The following is a 20,005-nucleotide window of genomic DNA, read 5'->3' on the forward strand; positions in this document are numbered from 1 at the left end:
TCGAAGGTGCATTAGGTGTATGTATAAGTAAATAAAGCTCTCCTTATAGTAGTAAGGAGAGCTTTGTTTGTTGTTGTTCCCATACATAACGTACTGTAAGCCATGTTTTGTTCCTTCGTACTACAAACGACTGGCGTCTCGTACTCCGGCGGCAATCATCTATCTACAAGAATAAATTCTTGTCCTTCCCTTCGTTTAGTTCCTCTAGGAAGATGCCCCTACCATTATTTGGGTTTCTCACTCGTGGGGTTTACCTCGTTCCACTCTCTATATTTCTATAGAGACTCCGTCACTGTGGCACTTTCAAGGTATTCATACCATATTCTTTGCAGAACTTAGGTATTTTCCCTGCCGTCAGCCTAGATTACTCCAAGCTGCCCTAGCTTATGAATTGGCTAGGCACGAACATTACGGGCATCTCAGCACCGTGTGAGCATGGACTTTCCTCTACAACCAAGGTTGCAGCGATTACCCGTACGTTATGAATCAGCATTGCAAGAATTAATTATACGAGAGAATAAACAAAAAATCAACCTTTTCTAAAAGGAAATTTTTTCTACTCATAAAGTTTGCTACCGAACACATGTTTTTCAAGGTTTGATAGGCGCTGAATAATATCAAAATTGGTTGTACCTGTTGGTTGTGTAGGTTGTGTTGCACGTACAGCTTTGCCTTCATTTTGTTTTTTTAGTCGTAAATTTTCTTGTTGTAAATCTTCAATGACTCCGTGAAAGGTTTCATAATCTTTAATAATGAGATCTAAAAATTTATCCACATCTTCTTGTTTGTAGCCACGCATACCCGATTTAAAATCTTTCTCGAGTATATCTTTAGCGGTTAATTTTACACGATCAGCTAACATATTGTATCACCTCTATATGTACCTTCATGATATTTTATTTTTTCAAAATTAGGAGCATTTGTCAATTGAATTCATCACATTATCACGATTCTTTTAAAAAAAGGCTGTTTTCACAAAGATTGTGGCTATTTCATTATATTTTTGATTATTTCTTCCATTTCACTGTTGAATTCCGTCAAAAATAGACGAAATGATGCCCAAAACAAAGCTATATCATAGATAATTAACTGATTCGAAAAGCCACAAACCTTGCGAAAACAGCCTTTCCTAATGAAAAACTCTTCATTTCTAGATAAAAAAGAAGAAATCAATCGAAAAAAACCTACTGCCTGTTTTTTCTTTGTGTCAAGAGCAACAATGTATACGAAAAGAGCCTAAAAAAAGAAGTTGTTTTACTATTTTGAGGAACAAATGCAACTTATATCTATTCTGTTTATACTTACCACTCTTGGTTTTTCAATTGCTCTTCTTCTACAATATTCTGCAGATCTTGAAACGTAATTTGCCTAATATCGTAGGGATACTTTTCTTGGTATTGTTTAGCTAATTGAAAATAATATTTAGGCGAACCTTCTTTTTCCTCGTCATATAATAGGAGAGTTGCATCGGATTTTTGGAGGAAGAGGACATTTTTCTGCCGGAATTGTTGTGGACTTTCATATGGTTTGTGAGAAATCGAATCAAAAAAATCAGCATTGATGGTGATACTTTCATAAAGCTCACGATTTTGTTCATTCCACTTCTCTTCTTGTTTTTGAAATGGTGTCAACACAGCTAATTGAAGATGAGGGTATTCTTCTTGAAGTTGAAGTACCACTTCTGCTCCCCATAACTCCACACCCAATTGACCCGAAATCAATACCCATTCTAAGCCTTCATCCAACATATCTCTCAATTCTTTTTTGATGGCTTGCTTGATATATGTAATGGCAGGGTCTTTTGCGTTAAATAGACCCAACTCATGTGCTTTATATCCTGTTATCGTCACAACCTTCATTAAATTTTAAGCCCCTTCTTGTACTCCATTCAAATAAGTGAAAGACACCTGGACCTAGACACTTAGCTATCTCCCGAACGTTTGAATTTTCTTCTCTTTTGGCACTTTTCGTTTTAATTGTCGCTTTATGAAGTCATTTTGAAAGAAAATCGTCCATTTTTCCAAATCCACCGTCCCATTGATACGAAAAGATGTCCCGAAGTGTAGTGATTTCAAGGAAGAAAAACTTATGCGAGAAGCAACACTATTCGCGAAAATAGCCTATCTTATAAAAAATAAAAATCAAAGGGCAATCTCTTGCCCTTTGATGAACTATCTACCCATACCATATGGACCCATAGGAGGTCTAGGTTGTTGGCCTGGCATTCCACCTGGCATTGGTTGTTGGCCCGGCATTGGTCCAGGACCACAATTAAATTGCTGATTGTTGACACAATTGACTTCCGATTGTGTTTGAGGGAAGTAATGTTTATGTTGATACAACTCATTGTTCACAACCGTGGTGTGCGTCGGATGAATGTGTGGCACCTCATAGGTAGCATAGTTGTTTTTCACACATTGCTTAGTTGGGTGTACTACTGCAGGTAGTACCTGCCCAGGTCTTGGTCTACAAAACATAGCACTGTCTCCTTTCGCTTTTTTTCTCTTTACATTAATAGCCTATGAGAGAATGGGAGAACATGTACTAGAACAAACACCTATTTTTATAAAACAGATGGAAAGCTATCTTTATAAGTGTTTAATACAAATCCAATAATACAAATTACAACAAAATACATTACAAAAATCGCACGGAACATTTTCATCTTTCCTCAACCTTTTCTAATGAGATTCTCCCTTTATTCTACCGTTTTAATCGTCTAACCTCAATACATTTTTCGACATCAAACTCTACTTATTTTGCGCTTGGGTACTCTTAGTTAGACTGAATCATTCATTAATTCTGGTTTTTCTTCTTGTCAACTTTTAATTTCCGTTCCAACCGTTCCATTCGTTTAGCTAAAGCCTGTTTCTGCGTCTCTGGAATATGAGGTTTCATTTTTTCACAAGATGTGAGAGCCGCCTCAAAATCTTTCTGATAATGCTCTTGGATTTTAGCAAGCTCTAAGTATGCTTCTCCTTTAATCTTGCCAATACCCTGTCCACTCACCTTTACCCAATAGGAATAAGCTTCATCGTAATTTTTGTTTTTTTTCGCTTGAAAAGCCAATCGATGCATAGCTGGAAGTGCTATATATTCTTCCTCTGCTTTCAATTGTTGAAATGTGCTGTTGGCTTCAGTTTGATCTCCCAAATAATGAAACCATTCTCCTACTAAAAGTTTTTCAAATGAAGATTGTTTTTCATCGATTTGCAATAGTTGTTTAGAAAGGTGAATGTATAAACTTATAAGTGACAAAATATCTTCTTCATTATGCTTTAAGATTTGAAGCATACCTTCAGGGTTTTGTTGTTGTACATAATCGAAGTAAATCATCGGGGCCAAATAACCTGGTACGTCATCTTTGCGGTAAAAACCTAGAATTTCTTTTTCAACATTTTGCAGTTTTACAGATTCTATTTTATGCTTCCACATTCTCCGTGCGCCATGAAAGAGATCAAAATGACCAAAGGATGGCAACTTTGGAACATGATCTCGAACGAGGGTATGCCTAGTCTTAACTTGCGGCCAATCGAAGGCTTTACCGTTGTACGTAACGAGTGTAGAGTAATCAATCTTTTCTAAAAAACTATGATAAAGTGCCACTTCATTGCCGGGGGAAGGTAGCACATGCTGCCGTACTTTAATTTCATTCCCTTGGACTTGTGCATAACCTAAGAGAAAAATAACATTTCCAACTCCCCCACCTAGACCTGTTGTTTCAGTATCAAAAAAGAAAAGATCATTAACGTCGAGTCCCTTTCCACTTAAAGGATGACTGCCTTCAAATTGTTGCCAAGCTTCAACTACTTCTACAAGTTCATCGAAAGAATGATTTCCATGCTGATAGGTAAGAGGATATCGACTCTCTTTAATAAAGCAGTATTGTTCGTCAATACTATATATTGAGGTGTTCACCTTTTCCCATTGATTCCAATAGGGAATAGATACAGCGGGCACAGTTTGTGAGACTTCCTTCTTCTTAGTGTCAACTTGCGCCTCTCGAACAATATGCTTTTTCATTCGGTTTAATTTATTTTTCATCCTCACTTAATCCTTTCCTTCCACACCTACCGTTAACAAAATCGCCAATAATTTCAGTGCATCCCCTTTTACAGTATTTGAAGATTGTTCCGTTCCAATGCATGATGGACAGCCGTCATGGCATCGACATTTAGAAATCATTTTCTTGGCTTCTTCTAATATTTCCCCAATGTTTCCAAACACCTTTTCACTTAGTCCGACACCCCCAGGGTAGCGATCATAAATGAAAATGGTAGCTTTTTCATTATGAGATGCTTTCACTTGAGGAACAATCGCGATATCTTGTGGATCACACATTACAAATAAGGGAACAATGGCATGAAGTGCGTGACTGATCCCGATCAATCCCGCTTCCAAGCGCTCGTCTGATAGGGAGGCAAGTGGTTGGGAGAAAGAGAACCATGTCGATGAGGTGTGAAGTTCTTCTTCTGGCAAGTGAATAGGGCCTGAACCAATATTTTCATGGGTATCAAATTTTATTTTCTTAAATATGGTTGCCATTGCTCGAACAGACACATCTCCATACTCACACACTATTTCTTTATCCTGATTGGTTTTATCTACTTCAAGTACGTTAAGTGATACCGCTAGATTTGCATCCGTAAAATAATCAACATCCACTTCTCGAACAAATGCTTTTTTCTCTTCCCAATCAAGTTTTTCTACCTGATATTGAATCCCCTGATGAATATAAATCGCTTCGTCATGTAGCAAAGTCATTGCACTAAATCGATCCATCTCACCGATAACTTTTACAGTTGCTATATTTGTTGTATCAATAATAATGATGTTTTCTTGTGAAGCCGATCGCAAACTAATATTGTGAGCAGGAAAGGCATCGTTCATCCAATAAAACTTCTCGCCATTTTCATGTAAAACTCTTTCTTCGTGTAAAAACTCCAAGATATCTTCAACGTCAAGCTTGCCAAATTGATCTTCTCTACGAAAAGGAAGCTCATAGGCCGCACACTTGACATGGTCAACTAGTATGACCATGTTATCTGGGTTAATTCGAGCTGTTTCAGGTGACTTTTGAAAAAAATAAGCGGGATTTTCAATAATGTATTGATCTAATGGACTCGAACTCGCTACCATTATCACTAGCGATTCCCCGTGTCGCCTTCCCGCTCGCCCGGCTTGTTGCCAAGCACTTGCAATAGTTCCTGGATAACCTGTCATCACGCACACTTGAAGCTGACCAATGTCTACGCCTAGCTCTAAGGCATTGGTACTGACCACTCCATAAATATCTCCGGACCTTAATCCCTTCTCAATTTCTCTTCTTTGTGTTGGCAAATAGCCCCCTCGATATCCTCTGATGGATTTCGGGCCGAGTTGCTGTTTTACGAGTTCTTGTAGATACGTCAAGATAATTTCCACTCTTACTCTACTACGTGCAAAGACGATGGTTTGAATTCTATTCTTCAAAAGCTCTCCAGCGATATTTCGCACCTCTAGTGTAGCGCTTCGGCGAAGATTTAGCGGCTTGTTGACAATCGGGGGATTATAAAAAACAAAATGCTTCTTCCCACTTGGGGATCCGTTATTATTGATTAATTCCATGGTCGAACCGGTCAGTTCTTCCGCAAGTTCTTTAGGGTTTGCGATTGTGGCAGATGTACAAATAAAGGTTGGCTTACTACCATAGTAGGAGCATATCCGTTGTAATCTCCGTATTACGTTTGCCACATGACTACCAAATACCCCTCGATAAGTATGAAGTTCATCAATGACCACATATTGTAAATTCTCAAACAGTGATACCCATTTTGTATGATGCGGCAAAATTGCTGAATGAAGCATATCTGGATTGGTCATAACAATATGACCAGCTTTCCTTACTTTTTGGCGAATATTTGCCGCTGTGTCTCCATCATATGTGTAGCTATTAATTGACATATCTACTTGTTCAATTAGTTCATTAAGTTCGCTTTTTTGATCTTGAGCCAAAGCTTTCGTTGGAAATAAATATAATGCACGGGCCGAATTATTATTTAATATTGATTGTAGCACGGGCAGGTTATAACAGAGCGTTTTCCCAGATGCCGTAGGGGTAACAGCTGTAAAGCTCTGCCTCTTCATTGCTGTTTCAAACGCACTTAATTGATGAGTATATAAATCATGAATCCCTCTTTTACTTAAGGTCTCTTTTAACTTTGGGTGAAGATTTTGTGGGAAAGAAGCCGTTTTTCCCTCTTTTTCATTAATGGTCTCCCAATGAACGATTTGATCCTTAAACAATGTATCTGTTTGCAGTAGCTGGATTACATCTAGTAATGATTTCTTTTGAAACATTTCTTTCACCTCTCCCACATTGTAGCGAATATTTGTTCGGAGAGAAAGCAAAACTAATAAACTAATTTACTTTCCATTGACCTCATTTCTCTTCCGACTTCCACATAAATTGCTTCAACTCTATCACCACTCGCTCCGGTTCTTCAATCATCCCCATATGACCTGAATCTTTTAAGATCACTTTTTTTATATGAGGTTTATCTGAGGAAAACACTTTTTCTACCGGCACAATTGCATCCATTTCCCCCGATAGAAGTAAGACAGGAACATTAGAGTTATCGATTATGCTTCTTCTATCTGCCCTTACTCGCATTGCAGCAAGAAGATCTTTTGCGGCTTGGGGCTTCGTTTCTAGCCCAATTTGACGAATACAATACAATTTTTCCTTGTAATGAATGTGATTTTTTTCTGCAAATAATTTGGGAATTAATTCATCAAGATACGAAGGCAATCCTTTTTCTGTTATTTGTTCGATGGCTTTAAGGCGATTCCACTGTCCTTCAACGGTATCAGGAAAAGCCGTTGAATGAATGAGACCAAACCCTTTCACTTCGTGAGGAAATTGTTCTACATACGCTAACGTAATGTATCCACCAAGAGAATGCCCAAATAAATGAAACGGGGCAACACCTAATTCCATGACAAGATTATGCACATCAAAAGCCAGTTCTTCTATAGACTTTACCGGGGTATCATATCTAGACTTCCCATGTCCTCTAAGGTCGACTAAAATGACTCGATGAGTGTCTAGCAGCGGAGCCACTTCATCCCAATAGGCACTGCTCCCACAAAAACCATGTAGAAAAAGTGCCACTTCTCCTTCTCCGCGATCATAATAAGCTAATCCATTCGTCGAAATTCTCTGGTTCATCATCATATACACTCCTTTTAGCGATTTATATTTCTTTAGGCTATCTCACAACTTTCAACTTATAGCATAAGATAAATCAAAATGAATTTCCATTTTAAAGGAGGAATAATTATGGAAAAACAAAATTCAAATCGACCAGCTAAAAATCAACGGGAACCTTTTGGAGACATAATGAAAACCATGAATGAATTTTTCCATGAGCGACCGGTTAAAGGATTGCTATCTAGCATCGATGAATTCTTTTCATCTCCTCATCCCTTTGGAGGCTTCCCTGTCGACTCAGAAGAAACCACATCTGAGTATATTATTACTGCTGAATTACCAGGCGTTAAAAAAGATCAATTAACCATCGATATTCTTCAAAACTATGTAACCATTTCCGTTGAACAAAATGAAATGCTGGAGAAAAAGGACACACTCCAAAACAAAGCAACCAAGAAAAAAGCCTTTCATCGCTCGTCACGCACTATCCCACTCTCTACACCAATTGACGAACGAAATGCCACAGCATCCTACCAAGACGGACTACTAAAACTCATCCTTCCAAAGAAAAAAGGAAAATCCATAGAAATCAAATAGAAAAGCGAAAGTGGCTGCCCAGGGACGGCAGGCATCTGGCAGTACACGTAGTGAAGCCTGCTTCACGCAGGGGGCTGACAAATGCCCGAGTCCCTAGCCACTGTAGCTGGATCACGAAAAGCGAAAGTGGCTGCCCTAAGGCGTCAGGTATATGGAAGTGCCCTGCTCATCACAACAACTTTGACAAATGATCTGATTTTCAACAAAAAAGAGAAAACTCACGCTAATTCAGCACTGAGTTTTCTCTTTCTTTCTATCCGTTTCGAGCTAATCCAACAAAAAAACTATGTTTTATCCAAACATGCTTCCAAGGCCTTTAACTAATGACGACACTTGATTCACTGCACCTACCATTTGTCCTGCTGTGTTCATCATTTTATTTACATCGACGCTACCATCCTGACCCTTAAAAGAATTCATGATTGAACTGACTCCTCCTTTTTGCTTTTTTATTGAATAGCTACCCTTAGGATAAGGATTTGCATATACCGACTGTGGCGGTGCTGGGTAGTAATCATCCTCTTCTTGTAATGGATTTTGAAAATATTTACTTTGTTGATATGGAGTAGCGTACGCTGGTGCATTCCATTGATTACCTGATGGTATCTCGTGGGAAGGAAAATTTTGATAAACTGCTTGCTGATGCAACGGCGAAGGATGCACCCCTTGATTTCCCATATTCATATACGGTAACGGAGGGAATGGATGCCCACCTTGATATGAATATGGGTTTGGAGGTTGAGGTCGATAATATTGAAAGCGCTGGCGTCTATTCATGTGGATTCCTCCCTGTGAACTTACTTTCTACTAGCATATGTCATCTAGTGGAAATGGTGTGACTCCATTTAAAATTGTCGAATCCTAAAAATTCTGTCGGAAGTTTCATTTTTCTCACAAATCCAAATTTCCAATTCCTATGGTACGCTATTTGTAAATAGACGTTCGAATTGAACGATCATCCAAGGAGGAAAAAAAATGAATGTTCAACAGTTAAAAGAATTGTTTAATCAAAGACGCCAACATGATCCTGAGGAATTAAACGAATTATTAGATTTTGCTAAGAACATTTATATTTTAAACGAGATATCCCTAAAAGAGTATTCGATCTTAATTCAATCTCTAGAACGAAATGGTGCTCTTATTCCTTCTGATTACTACCCATCTTCATTTCGCTATAATAAAATGCACTCGCTTTCATAAAAACCGCTTGGGGCCATATGGCCTTTTTTTTGTTTATCTAGGTTTTTCAATAAATAAAAAAAGTATTTTTCATCTTTATAGAAAACCCTGTAAGCCAGCGAACTCCTTTTCCATCAACTTACCGTCTTTCTTCATCTAAAATGCTTTTTAATATAAACTGAATCGATTGATGATAACTTTGAAATCGCTTAAAGCTTGTTTCAGGAAAAAAAGCCTGTACAGAAACCAATTCAAAGTTTTCCATGGTTTGCTGAATTTGCATAGGGTGAATATACTTTGGATGCTTAGTACTTATCCACTTTAAAGCCTCATTTCCCCATTCATCTGAAATTCGTTTTACTTTATCCGCATAAGGTTTTACTTCTAAATAAAAATCCCCTTTCTCGCCAGACTCTCTTTTCGCAAGATAAATCTGTTGTAAATCATCATTTATGTGATAGAGTTCTTCAGTTAAATCAATGAATGAATCCATTTCTCTCTTCCCTTCTTTTTTAAGATCTCAAATACATATTGGAAGCTCTGAAGGAATATGTAAATAAAGATATTCCATTAATCTTGCTAAATTATAAAAAAGTAGCCAATTGGCTACTTTTTTTATTGTATATGGATTATGATCCTAGTTCAAGAACGGCCTCTGGCGGCTTTTGATAGGTGGATTTAAGTTGACGAATATCTTTAATAAGTTTGACTTTTTTTTCAGCTAGCTGGAGGGATTGGTGAATCTTCATTAAATTCAATTCTAGTTGAGTGGCTTCCTGAACTTCAGTGGTAATGCAGTCGGTTATTTTATTATCTAAAATCGAAAGCATGACGTCTAAATCAGTTAAAGTTGCTAATACTTCTTCTTTCACCATCTGTATAACCTCCTCTTTTCTTTAAAATATGATTTCGAGATAGATTAACAAACACCTTCCGCCTTGACAAAACTAGAAGAGATTTGACAAAAAAAGTTTTTCCCATGCAGGAAAAACAGGAATTTCGACAACTATTTCGCATGAATTTACACTTATTAGAGAAAATAAGAACTGGAGGTGGATAGAATGGTAAAAAAACAACCAAAGTCCAAAAATGAGTCAAAAGAACAACGAAAAGCAGGCTATGGAAATCCTAAGTTAGAAGGTCCAAACCGACCTGCAACATAATAAAGTATATTCCGAAATAGCAAGGGCTGCCCCTTGCTATTTTTTAAAACTTTGCATTATTTTCATACATGATTGGATTTCGAATCGTTTCTGTAAAAACCAACTTGTGATGTTTTTTTCTTTAAAAGGAGTGATTTCCTGCTCCCAACCTGGTAATGGTCTTCGCTTAGTTGTCCAATCCCTTTTTTCGTGTATATGATGTGTGACTATCGGCCACGATAGACGAAGCCAAGGTGTTGTAATCAGTTTTTCCTCCGCTAAATATTGTTCATAATCAACTCGAGAACCCGTATGATTTTGATGAAAGCTAAAATCCAAAAATTCATGGAATAGTTCTGGGTCGAATAATAACCTGGCGAGTTTTTTCCCAAAGGAAATTCTCTTATTTAATTTCGTGAACTGTGTTACACTGCCACCGTATAGCTCTCCTCTTCTTGTGGGGAAAATCACACTACTTAAATGGAAAAAATTTTGAAATAGATAGGATAGTGAGTGAAACACCTTTCTTTTATACAAAGGGTGCTTCAAGAGAGGTTCTTCAAGTAGGTTTTGTTCATTGACAATTAGGGAAAATAACAGTCGTTCATTGTTTTTGTTCTCCCAATAATATCGCCATTCTTCCTGCATAAAACGAGAAATTAAAAAATTGGACAATAAATGAAACCTATTCTTCTGTAAATACGTCGAATAGGAGTAAATAAGGAGTTGAGGAAACGCATCAGAAAAAATAAACCAATTCGCTTTCTCATACGTATAAAACATATGGAATCTAGTCTTTTCGGATAATAATGTAGAAAACATAGGGCTCTGGAGATCCGTCATATTCCAACCCGCATTTCTAGATACCATCGAAGCTAAATACGACCACCTCATTTCAGGATGAAGAAGAAATAAATTTTCATATGCTTTTGTTCTCGAAACATTATCGATATTAAACCGAGCGGTAAGTTCATATATTTTTTGAACAATCACCTGATCATTATCCAAGATGGAGATATTCTTCAATAATGGGTGAAAGCAATAGCTTTTTTTCATCAATTCTCCTCCCCTGGCTGTATATCGTTAAGTTTGGAGAAATTCGGTCTTTTTATTCACACATTTTTTTGCACTTTTTGATATGATATGTTTAGCTTGTGAGGTGAAAAAGATTGAATTTTCGATATCCAAACGGAAAATTATACAAACCAACTCAATCCAATACCGAGAAAAAGAGGACCAATCAAATAAAGAAAGATCATTCCTATAGTAATCGTGGAATGACCTTAGAAGAAGACTTGAATGAAACCCATGCATACTACCTTGAACATGACCGAGCGGTTATACATAAAAAACCTACTCCTGTTCAAATTGTTCAAGTGGATTACCCTAAACGGAGCGCTGCAGTTATTAAGGAAGCCTATTTCAAACAAGCTTCCACCACCGATTATAACGGTGTCTTCAAAGGTATGTATATCGATTTTGAAGCTAAGGAAACAAAAAATAGAACTTCTTTTCCGTTAGCTAACTTTCACACTCATCAAATACAGCATATGAAAAAAGTTATACAACAAAACGGAATCGCCTTTGTTATTTTACGTTTTTCTTCTACTGATGAAGTATTCCTGCTTCCTTTTCCAGTTCTTCTGTTTTACTGGGAGCGAATGGACAAAGGTGGAAGAAAGTCGATGACAAAAGAGGAGATTACTGAACATAGTCACGCTATTATAATTGGCTTGCAACCTAGACTGGACTACCTTAAAATTCTGGATAAATTATCATTTATGCTAAACGAACCTTTTAATGAAAGAAAGTGAGGAAATATCAATGGCTGGTGACTATAAGTCAAGAGAAGAACGCCGCAAATCCCAGCAAACATCTAAGAAGAAAACGAAGAAAAAGCGCTCGATTTTAAAAAAGCTATTTCTGTTTATGTTTATCTTAGGACTACTGGGATTAATAACTGGTGGTGGATTGTTTGCTTATTATGTAAGTGATGCACCTGATTTGGATGAAGCAATTCTAAAAGACACCCTTTCATCCGAGATTTACGATATGAACGGAGATCTCGTCACAAAAATAGGATCAGAAGAAAATCGAAAATATGTTGAATTTGATGAAATTCCTCCAACCATGAGAGATGCGATTATTGCAACTGAGGATGTTCGCTTTTTTGATCATCACGGGATTGATCCGATCCGTTTGGGTGGAGCTGTTCTAGCTAACATTACCCGTGGTTTTGGTTCTGAAGGAGCCTCGACTATTACACAGCAAGTCGTAAAGAACTACTTTTTCAGTACCGATAAAACATTAGAAAGAAAAGCAAAAGAAGCATGGCTTGCCATTCAACTAGAACAAAAATATGAAAAAGAAGAAATTTTCGAAATGTACGCCAATAAAATTTTAATGGGTGGTCGTATTTACGGGATTGCAACTGCCTCAGATTACTACTATGGAAAGGAATTAAGTGAATTAGAACTTCATGAAGCTGCCCAGCTCGCTGGAATGCCACAGAGTCCTAATAACTATAATCCGTTTGTATATCCAGAAGATGCTCAAAAGCGCCGAGACATTGTGTTAAAGCTCATGAACCAACATGGAAAAATTACCGAAGAAGAGATGAATGCAGCTCTGGAAATTAATGTAACCGAAACACTTCTTAAAGAAGAAGAAAGAGCATCCGCTGAGGAAGAAGATTATAATATTTTTATTTTCATGGTGATTCAAGAAATTGAAAAACAAGGATATGACATCTCTGATGGATTGAAGATTTATACTACTTTTGATCCAGATGCTCAAAAACAAGTAAATAGCGTCCTAACGAATGACAGTATTCTTAGCTATTCCTCTAGGGAAGAGCTTGCGAACACACTTCAAGCTGGTGTCACGTTATTAGATACGCAAACAGGCGCAGTTCGAGCAATAGGTAGCCGAGGAAAAGAGTCGGTTGATTGGGGCTACAATTTTGCCACTCAAGCAAGTTTACAACCTGGCTCGGCAATCAAGCCCTTGATCGATTATGCACCTGCAATCGAAAATTTAAATTGGTCAACTTACCATTTGATTGATGATGAACCTTATGAAGGAGATAAAGGATGGTCACCAAAAAACTGGGATAAACAATTTAAAGGACCCATCACTATGAGGGAGTCTGTCTGGGATTCTCGAAACATCCCTGCGATAAAGACTTTTAAAGAAGTAGGTCCTGAAAAAGCGAAGAAATTCATTAATGGTTTAGGCATTGACTTAGAAAATTACTATGAGAGTGCCTCAATTGGTGGTGCCGCTGGTACTGATGAAATGAAAACTAGCCCTCTTCAGATGGCTGCTGCTTTTGCTGCTTTTGGAAATGATGGTTTGTATAATGAACCTCACTCTATTTCACGAATTGAACTTCGCGATGGTTCTGAGGTAGATTTTACTTCTGAGCCTACCATAGCGATGAAGGATTCTACTGCATATATGGTTACCGATATGCTAAAAAGTGTAATCGATCATCCGAGTGGCACTGGAAGAAGCACAAAAATTTCTGGTCTTCCTTTAGCCGGAAAGTCAGGTACAACAAACTTCGAGGATGCTCAACTTGAAGAGTTAGGTATTAGTTCTCGAAATGCACCTGATTCGTGGTTTGTTGGTTATACCACGAACTACACCTTGTCCGTCTGGACAGGTTATGATGATAAAAAAGGCTATTTAACACCAGAAGAAAGACAAAGCGTAACTCAAGCTGGAATTTTCCGAAGCATCATGAGCCACGTATCTCAAGGTGTCGACACGGCCGATTTTAAAAAACCTGCCTCTGTCATTGAATCACCGGTTGAAGTAGGCTCAAATCCAGCCAAACTTCCAAGTGAGTACACACCAAAAGATAAAATCATTTATGAATTGTTCGTTCAGGGAACTCAGCCAACGAATTATTCAAAACAATTTGATAAAATTGTTTCACCACAAAACTTAAAGGCAAAATATAAGAAAAAAGAAAATTCTATTGAATTAACTTGGAAATACGACCATAAAGAAAACAAAGATGTACAATTTCAAGTATCCGGCTCCCTTGATGAAGGTCCTTTTACAGAGCTTACGACTACAAAAGAATTAGGTTTAAATGTTGAAAATGTTCAGCCAGGCGGAATTTATCAATTCCAAGTGATTGCTGTTGCAGGTGAACAAGCAAGTGAACCGATTTCCATACTCATTGAAATACCTGAGGAAAAACCTTCAAATGACGATGAAGAAAATGATGATGGTAACGGCGAAGAAGGTAATGGTGACGGTAATGGTAATGGTAATGGTAATGGTGACGGTGACGGTGACGGTGACGGTGACGGTGACGGTGACGGTGACGGTAATGGTGACGGTGATGATGACGATAATGGTGACGGTGATGGTGATTCATCAGGAGGGGAAGATGATGAACCGGTAGATGGTAACGAAGGTGATGACTCCTCAGAAGGGAATGAAACGACCACAACGTCATAAATATGATATAAAAAAGAAGATCCGCCTACCAATTATTAAGCAGGCGGTCTTCTTTTTTTGATGGCTATTTTTTTCATTCCTTGTTTGTATTGCTCATTCATCAATTCATTTAGCTGTATAAATGAAGGGTAAGCCACTGGTCTAGCAATGACAAAATCTAGCCTTTCAATTACATTCACTGGCTTATAGGAATACTCTAAAATTGACTTTTGCCAGCTATCCAATGAGACCGGTTTGTCATTGCTCCAAAATAAAAGCTTAAACAAGAGAGAGACCCCTTTTTTCATTTTTACGTCTAACTCGTTAGATCGCTCAGCAAATAGTGAATTTAATTTATTTTGTATACATTCCCACTCTGAAAAAATTTCTTTAAGATAATTTTCTGGATTTTGCCAAGGAAAAGGCTCATCACTTTTTTCGTTCGTGTAATACATAATTTCAAATGGAAAAAGCTCGTGTATCCAATTGGAATTCCTTCCAATGTTTTGTTCGACTGAACAAGAAGCTTGAAAAAAAAGCGGATGAATTAATTGTGACGGAATATTACACTCCATGAGTAATCTCCTTCTTTTTCAACCTCTTCTTCCCTTCCCTGCAAAGGGGCAGAAGTGGACACTCGACACACTGTGGATTTTGGGCTTTACAATGATAACGACCAAAGAAGATGAGACGGTGATGCGTTACGTTCCACTCTTTTTCTGGAATTTTCCTCGTTAATGTTTTTTCTACTTCTAAGACATTATCCTTCCAACGACAAATACCTAACCGTTTACTGACTCGTTCAACATGAGTGTCAACCGCCAATGCGGGAACATGAAAAGCAACGGATAGAACAACATTAGCTGTTTTCCGACCAACTCCGGCTAAACCTACTAAATCCTCGCGAGTATTTGGTACTACTCCATCATGCTTTTCTAATAGTTGAGTGCAGAGAGTTTGTATGTTTTTTGCCTTGTTTCGAAACAACCCAATAGATTTAATATCTTGCTGTAATTCCTCAATCGAAACGTCAAGATAATCTTGTGGGGTTTTGTATTTTTTAAATAACTCCTTTGTAACCTTATTGACTAAGACGTCTGTGCACTGTGCTGATAGAGCAACGGCAATAACGAGTTCAAATGGATTGTCATGTACAAGCTCACAATGAGCTTCTGGATACATTTTTTTCATTTCATCTAGACAGAACCGAATTTGGTTTATATTTAACATAGCTTCTCCACCTTATTACTATTGCTCCAGCCAATTATAAAACGGAACGGATTTATTTCTTGGTATTTCTTTTTTCTCTCGTTGTGGTTGTTTTTGTCGAAAGCGTTCGCTATGTGCTCTTGCTTGTTCGATTGTGTTCACACCACTTTTCTTCCACTCGAACAAAATGCGATCAATATACCTAAAATTGACTTTTCCTGAAATCACCGCTTCTTTAAGCGCTGCTTTAATAATGGTTGTATTTTGATGATCTTGATCTATCCACATGGAAAGTGTTTCTACTTCAATTGGAGATAAGGGTCGTCCAAATTCTTGTTCAAAAGCTTTGTATAAATCACCTTCATCCATCAAGTTTTGTTGAAGATTACTTGATTTTTCTTCTAGTTCTAAAGTAGATATCATTTTTTCCCAGAGCGATTGAAGTGAATATTGCTCATATCGAATCCCTTCAGGAGAAGTCCCCTCTTCGATTGTTAGAAGACCTTTTTGTAAGAGTTGACGAAGAATCGAACTACTGTGTTCCGACGATATAGTCATCGTACTCGCCAGCTGTTCAGGGGTGGGAAATCTTATCCCTTTTTGTTGATAAGATAATATCTGTATCAGCAGAACAAGCTCTGTTTCTGCGATGTTCATTTTTGAATAATGGGAGAGTAACATGTTGGGGAGCTGAATGCTTCCTTTTTCTAACCATGTCAACAAAAGTTGTTTATAATCCATTTCAGACACCTCAATTTTAGTATATCACGGGAAGATAAAATTGGCTTCGTGAAGGTGGGAAGTGTTGAAATTGTTCAATCAAAAGCCTATTTTCACGAAGAATAATGTTATTTCATCTCAGTAATTTCCCCTTACTTAATCATTAAATCTTACAAATTATCGGATATTTCGTGAATTTTAAAACACGAGAGGCCACGTACTTTATCATTGTACGTGGCCTTAAGACGATTCATGTATAGCAATACATGGGAATCTTTATGGATAAAGACGATTTAAAAGACGGGGGAACGGGATTGATTCACGAATATGTTCCACTCCACTAATCCACGCTACTGTTCGTTCTAGACCTAGTCCAAAGCCTGAGTGTGGAACTGATCCATATTGACGTGTCTCTAAGTACCATTTATACGCCTCAGCGTCTAAATCATGTTCTTCTACACGTTTTTGCAGTAATTCAGTGTCATGAATACGTTCTGACCCACCAATGATTTCTCCATATCCTTCAGGAGCTATTAAATCTGCACAGAGAACGACATCCTCATTATTCGGATCAGGTTGCATATAAAATGGTTTTAAGCTGGTTGGATAATGCGTGATAAACACAGGCATATCAAAGCTTTCTGCAATCGCCGTCTCATGAGGAGAACCAAAGTCATCTCCCCATTGAATATCATCAAATCCATTTTCATGTAGAAATTTAAGCGCATCATCATAGGTTATGCGCGGAAATGGCACTTTAATTTTTTCTAACTTAGATGTATCTCTTCCTAAACGATCTAATTCTAACGTAGAATTTTCAAGGACCGACTGAACAACATACGATACATATTCTTCTTGAACTTTTAAGTTATCTTCAAATTGATAGAATGCCATTTCCGGTTCGATCATCCAAAACTCAATTAGATGACGACGAGTTTTGGATTTTTCTGCACGAAACGTCGGCCCGAATGAGAACACTTTACCAAGGGCCATCGCTGCCGCTTCCATATAAAGCTGTCCACTTTGCGACAAAAACGCATCTTCATCAAAATATTTGGTATGAAATAACTCTGTCGTACCTTCTGGTGCACTTCCTGTTAAAATAGGAGGATCGACTTTAACAAATCCTTCTTTATTAAAGAATTCATATGTTGCTCGAATGATTTCATTACGAATTTTCATTACGGCGTGTTGACGTTTAGAACGTAACCAAAGATGGCGGTGATCCATCAAAAATTCGGTTCCATGCTCCTTCGGCGTAATAGGATAGTCGACTGCTTCATGAATAACATCTACACTGTTCACTTGCAATTCATATCCAAATGGAGAGCGAGTATCCTCCTGCACAACCCCCGTAACAAAAAGTGACGTTTCTTGTGTTAGCGATTTGGCTTGTTTAAAAACCTCTTCTCCAACTTCACTTTTCACAACAACTCCTTGAATAAATCCAGTACCATCACGAAGTTGTAGAAAAGCTATTTTTCCACTAGAACGCTTGTTAGCAAGCCAAGCGCCTAATGTGACTTCTTCTCCAACATATTTACTAACTTCACTTATTGTAGTTTTCACGTTATTTCCCTCCAAAACAAATAAACACTCATATGTAATTATCGTTATTATACATGCAATTTGCTAATTATACAATTTGACATGCACGGTATCAATAGATTTCATTGATTTTTCTAATCTATTCAGCAAATAGATTGAAGAAACTTGTTTTAAAACCGCTTTCCTCTTCAGAACCCGCATTGATTGATACTATACATGCTGGCAATGAGATTTCTTTACAAGTTTTCTATTGATCTCCACCATTCTCCCGTTTCAAACAAAATATAATAATAATTTAAATCTTCTTCTTGATCTAGATACGCAATTTCCCAGACTGGACCCACATTTTCTAATCCTAGTTGAGTCGAGACAAGTTTGCTTATTGTCTTTTCATTCTTCAATTTCGTTAGTGCTTCATTTTCAGACATTCCATTGGCCCATTTTTGTACGGTTATTTCTTTCTTTTTATTTTCAGGTACAAAAGCAATTAATTTTTCATTTTTTGCATTGAGGCCTACAACTGATACTAATGATTCTTTTCCATTGTAATAATATGTTTCAAGTACTTCTTGAATCTCAGTGTTTTCTATTGACTGATTGATGGCATAATCCTTTGCGGATTCAAAAGGCTCACGCGCATTCAAATAAATATTAACTCCTAATCCTAAGAGGCAGAAAAAGAGGATAATTGAGATTATGATTCCCTTATTCATAAAACCACCACTTTATGTACGATAGATCGTAAAAACAGCTTGTTCTTGATCTTCTCCGTCTAAGGCTAACCCAAACATTAAATCCTTCTCTTTCAATGTGCGATTCAAAACATCCACTATTTTATATAAATCAGGGGTGTTTTGAATGCGTAATGTTGAAATGACTTCGATTTTGCTTTCCATTCCTTTTCCTCCTACTAGCAATTATTGTTACTCATACTGATGATTATTTTGGCAAAAATAATCATAGACAAACCCTCAAACACATTATATCAGCTTCAACAGTGGTTTCTACAACAAAATAACAGAAAATTAATCTATTCTAATTCACACACCACATAACTAAGCAAGTCCATAGTAGGACTTGCTTCTTTTTTATTCCTCATACTACTTGTCGATAAATGAATTTTTGGGAAAAGTTAAAACTTCATAATTATTTTTATTAAATTTAATCGAAATTAATCCATTTTGTTTAGTAAAATAAACATCCACCCAGGTTTCATAAAATGCTTCTAATAAATCTTCATTTTTTTTGATTACAGTGCCGTTATTGCCAATAACCGCTGTTTGTGCATCTAAATGATGAATAAATTTATCAGATACAAAATACGACTTCGACCATAGAGGGAGTTTCAAAATATTTACTTTCTGTAACTCTTGGTTTAGGTGAATCCCTTCAATATTCTCATTCAAGTTTTCCATCCAAAATAGCTCATGATTATGGAACTTGATGAGGAAATTAACACCCTCTCCTTCATAGTTCACTTCAATCTCTACACCTTCATCTATCGACCACTTTTCTCCTTTAGAAATTGTCGTTTGCTTTAGAAAGAGACTTTTGGCATTAATCGTTAGCGGAGCGAGCAAAACCAATTCTTCCATTCCGTACTTTTTTTGCAAATTTTGTATAGTCGTTGAATTCACCATAGATGTTAATAAAATCCCATCTAGTTTTTCAATGTGAAATTGACGCAGAAACTGAAAGATTTCCTCTTCATCTTCTTTTACACCCGCATTGATTAGAAAGTTCCGATTATTAGGTAAATGGAGAATGGCACATTCACCAGAATCCAGTGGCAAGTAGGAAAACACCACTTCATTTTCCTCTACTTTAAAATCAATCATCGTTTTTTCTGCAGCGTTTGCAGGTAGTGTTGAGACCCATAATAAACAAATCAACCATAGTAAGCATCTCATTTTCTCAGTCCTTCAAGCTGTTGTCTTTTATAGCGTGTGTTAATGAGAGGAAT

The 20,005-nt window shown here is 37.2% G+C and carries 22 protein-coding genes and 1 other RNA gene; 5 read left to right on the top strand and 18 right to left on the bottom strand.

Annotated features, from left to right (window positions below):
• Window positions 1–91: 91 nt before the first annotated feature.
• The 7 genes from rnpB to U8D43_RS03870 all read right to left on the bottom strand — a co-directional run bounded on the left by rnpB (window position 92) and on the right by U8D43_RS03870 (window position 7,213).
• An RNA gene (rnpB, locus tag U8D43_RS03840) (RNase P RNA component class B) lies at window positions 92–480 on the bottom strand.
• 76 nt (window positions 481–556) lie between these two features.
• Window positions 557–862, bottom strand: coding sequence for a cell division regulator GpsB (gene gpsB / locus U8D43_RS03845; protein ID WP_335869666.1), 306 nt, complete (start codon window positions 860–862; stop codon window positions 557–559).
• A gap of 439 nt (window positions 863–1,301) precedes the next feature.
• Window positions 1,302–1,859, bottom strand: a complete 558-nt coding sequence (locus U8D43_RS03850) for an SLOG family protein (RefSeq protein WP_335869667.1) — start codon at window positions 1,857–1,859, stop codon at window positions 1,302–1,304.
• A gap of 312 nt (window positions 1,860–2,171) precedes the next feature.
• The gene (locus tag U8D43_RS03855; protein WP_335869668.1) at window positions 2,172–2,477 is read right to left on the bottom strand and encodes a CotD family spore coat protein; all 306 of its coding nucleotides are present in this window, start codon (window positions 2,475–2,477) and stop codon (window positions 2,172–2,174) included.
• 319 nt (window positions 2,478–2,796) lie between these two features.
• Window positions 2,797–4,044 carry a ribonuclease H-like domain-containing protein gene (locus tag U8D43_RS03860; protein WP_335869669.1) on the bottom strand — a complete coding sequence of 416 codons (1,248 nt, stop codon included), beginning with the start codon at window positions 4,042–4,044 and terminating at the stop codon, window positions 2,797–2,799.
• A 6-nt stretch (window positions 4,045–4,050) separates the two neighbouring features.
• The gene (locus U8D43_RS03865; protein WP_335869670.1) at window positions 4,051–6,339 is read right to left on the bottom strand and encodes a DEAD/DEAH box helicase; all 2,289 of its coding nucleotides are present in this window, start codon (window positions 6,337–6,339) and stop codon (window positions 4,051–4,053) included.
• A gap of 82 nt (window positions 6,340–6,421) precedes the next feature.
• The gene (locus U8D43_RS03870) at window positions 6,422–7,213 is read right to left on the bottom strand and encodes an alpha/beta fold hydrolase (RefSeq protein ID WP_335869671.1); all 792 of its coding nucleotides are present in this window, start codon (window positions 7,211–7,213) and stop codon (window positions 6,422–6,424) included.
• 108 nt (window positions 7,214–7,321) lie between these two features.
• On the opposite strand from U8D43_RS03870, the gene U8D43_RS03875 reads away from it, so the two are divergent.
• Complete coding sequence (locus U8D43_RS03875; RefSeq protein ID WP_335869672.1) at window positions 7,322–7,789, top strand: Hsp20/alpha crystallin family protein; 468 nt, start codon at window positions 7,322–7,324, stop codon at window positions 7,787–7,789.
• Window positions 7,790–7,870: 81 nt separating this feature from the next.
• Entirely contained in the window at window positions 7,871–8,113 is a 243-nt protein-coding gene (locus U8D43_RS03880; RefSeq protein WP_335869673.1) for a hypothetical protein, read from the top strand.
• On the opposite strand, the gene U8D43_RS03885 is transcribed toward U8D43_RS03880, so the two are convergent.
• Window positions 8,081–8,566, bottom strand: coding sequence for a YppG family protein (locus U8D43_RS03885; protein ID WP_335869674.1), 486 nt, complete (start codon window positions 8,564–8,566; stop codon window positions 8,081–8,083). The genes U8D43_RS03880 and U8D43_RS03885 overlap by 33 nt on opposite strands.
• 198 nt (window positions 8,567–8,764) lie before the next feature.
• Between U8D43_RS03885 and yppF the strand changes: the two genes are divergently transcribed.
• Window positions 8,765–8,989: a YppF family protein gene (yppF, locus tag U8D43_RS03890; protein WP_335869675.1), complete on the top strand. Its 225-nt coding sequence runs from the start codon at window positions 8,765–8,767 to the stop codon at window positions 8,987–8,989.
• Window positions 8,990–9,107: 118 nt separating this feature from the next.
• On the opposite strand, the gene U8D43_RS03895 is transcribed toward yppF, so the two are convergent.
• The 3 genes from U8D43_RS03895 to U8D43_RS03905 all read right to left on the bottom strand — a co-directional run bounded on the left by U8D43_RS03895 (window position 9,108) and on the right by U8D43_RS03905 (window position 11,166).
• Window positions 9,108–9,461: a YppE family protein gene (locus U8D43_RS03895; protein ID WP_335869676.1), complete on the bottom strand. Its 354-nt coding sequence runs from the start codon at window positions 9,459–9,461 to the stop codon at window positions 9,108–9,110.
• A 136-nt stretch (window positions 9,462–9,597) separates the two neighbouring features.
• On the bottom strand, window positions 9,598–9,843 hold the full coding sequence (locus U8D43_RS03900; protein ID WP_335869677.1) for a hypothetical protein: 246 nt from the start codon (window positions 9,841–9,843) through the stop codon (window positions 9,598–9,600).
• Between the two features lie 324 nt (window positions 9,844–10,167).
• Window positions 10,168–11,166 (bottom strand): DUF2515 family protein, encoded by a 999-nt coding sequence (locus tag U8D43_RS03905; RefSeq protein WP_335869678.1) that lies wholly within the window; start codon window positions 11,164–11,166, stop codon window positions 10,168–10,170.
• Between the two features lie 113 nt (window positions 11,167–11,279).
• Here U8D43_RS03905 and recU point away from each other — a divergent pair, with 113 nt between their 5' ends.
• Both recU and U8D43_RS03915 read left to right on the top strand, forming a co-directional pair.
• Window positions 11,280–11,924, top strand: coding sequence for a Holliday junction resolvase RecU (recU, locus tag U8D43_RS03910; protein ID WP_335869679.1), 645 nt, complete (start codon window positions 11,280–11,282; stop codon window positions 11,922–11,924).
• A gap of 10 nt (window positions 11,925–11,934) precedes the next feature.
• Window positions 11,935–14,586, top strand: a complete 2,652-nt coding sequence (locus U8D43_RS03915) for a PBP1A family penicillin-binding protein (protein WP_335869680.1) — start codon at window positions 11,935–11,937, stop codon at window positions 14,584–14,586.
• Between the two features lie 35 nt (window positions 14,587–14,621).
• On the opposite strand, the gene U8D43_RS03920 is transcribed toward U8D43_RS03915, so the two are convergent.
• The 7 genes from U8D43_RS03920 to U8D43_RS03950 all read right to left on the bottom strand — a co-directional run bounded on the left by U8D43_RS03920 (window position 14,622) and on the right by U8D43_RS03950 (window position 19,952).
• Window positions 14,622–15,140, bottom strand: a complete 519-nt coding sequence (locus U8D43_RS03920) for a YpoC family protein (RefSeq protein WP_335869681.1) — start codon at window positions 15,138–15,140, stop codon at window positions 14,622–14,624.
• Complete coding sequence (gene nth, locus U8D43_RS03925; RefSeq protein ID WP_335869682.1) at window positions 15,130–15,795, bottom strand: endonuclease III; 666 nt, start codon at window positions 15,793–15,795, stop codon at window positions 15,130–15,132. Before nth ends, U8D43_RS03920 begins: the two co-directional genes overlap by 11 nt.
• A gap of 18 nt (window positions 15,796–15,813) precedes the next feature.
• Window positions 15,814–16,515, bottom strand: a complete 702-nt coding sequence (locus U8D43_RS03930; protein WP_335869683.1) for a DnaD domain-containing protein — start codon at window positions 16,513–16,515, stop codon at window positions 15,814–15,816.
• A 255-nt stretch (window positions 16,516–16,770) separates the two neighbouring features.
• On the bottom strand, window positions 16,771–18,063 hold the full coding sequence (gene asnS / locus U8D43_RS03935) for an asparagine--tRNA ligase (RefSeq protein ID WP_335869684.1): 1,293 nt from the start codon (window positions 18,061–18,063) through the stop codon (window positions 16,771–16,773).
• A gap of 215 nt (window positions 18,064–18,278) precedes the next feature.
• Window positions 18,279–18,755, bottom strand: a complete 477-nt coding sequence (locus U8D43_RS03940; protein WP_335869685.1) for a cell wall elongation regulator TseB-like domain-containing protein — start codon at window positions 18,753–18,755, stop codon at window positions 18,279–18,281.
• Between the two features lie 12 nt (window positions 18,756–18,767).
• Complete coding sequence (locus U8D43_RS03945) at window positions 18,768–18,938, bottom strand: YpmA family protein (protein ID WP_335869686.1); 171 nt, start codon at window positions 18,936–18,938, stop codon at window positions 18,768–18,770.
• 204 nt (window positions 18,939–19,142) lie between these two features.
• Window positions 19,143–19,952, bottom strand: coding sequence for a ComEC/Rec2 family competence protein (locus tag U8D43_RS03950; protein ID WP_335869687.1), 810 nt, complete (start codon window positions 19,950–19,952; stop codon window positions 19,143–19,145).
• Window positions 19,953–20,005: the final 53 nt, after the last annotated feature.

It is taken from the genome of Bacillus sp. 2205SS5-2 (genome assembly GCF_037024155.1).
Taxonomy (GTDB): Bacteria; Bacillota; Bacilli; order Bacillales; family Bacillaceae_K; genus Bacillus_CI.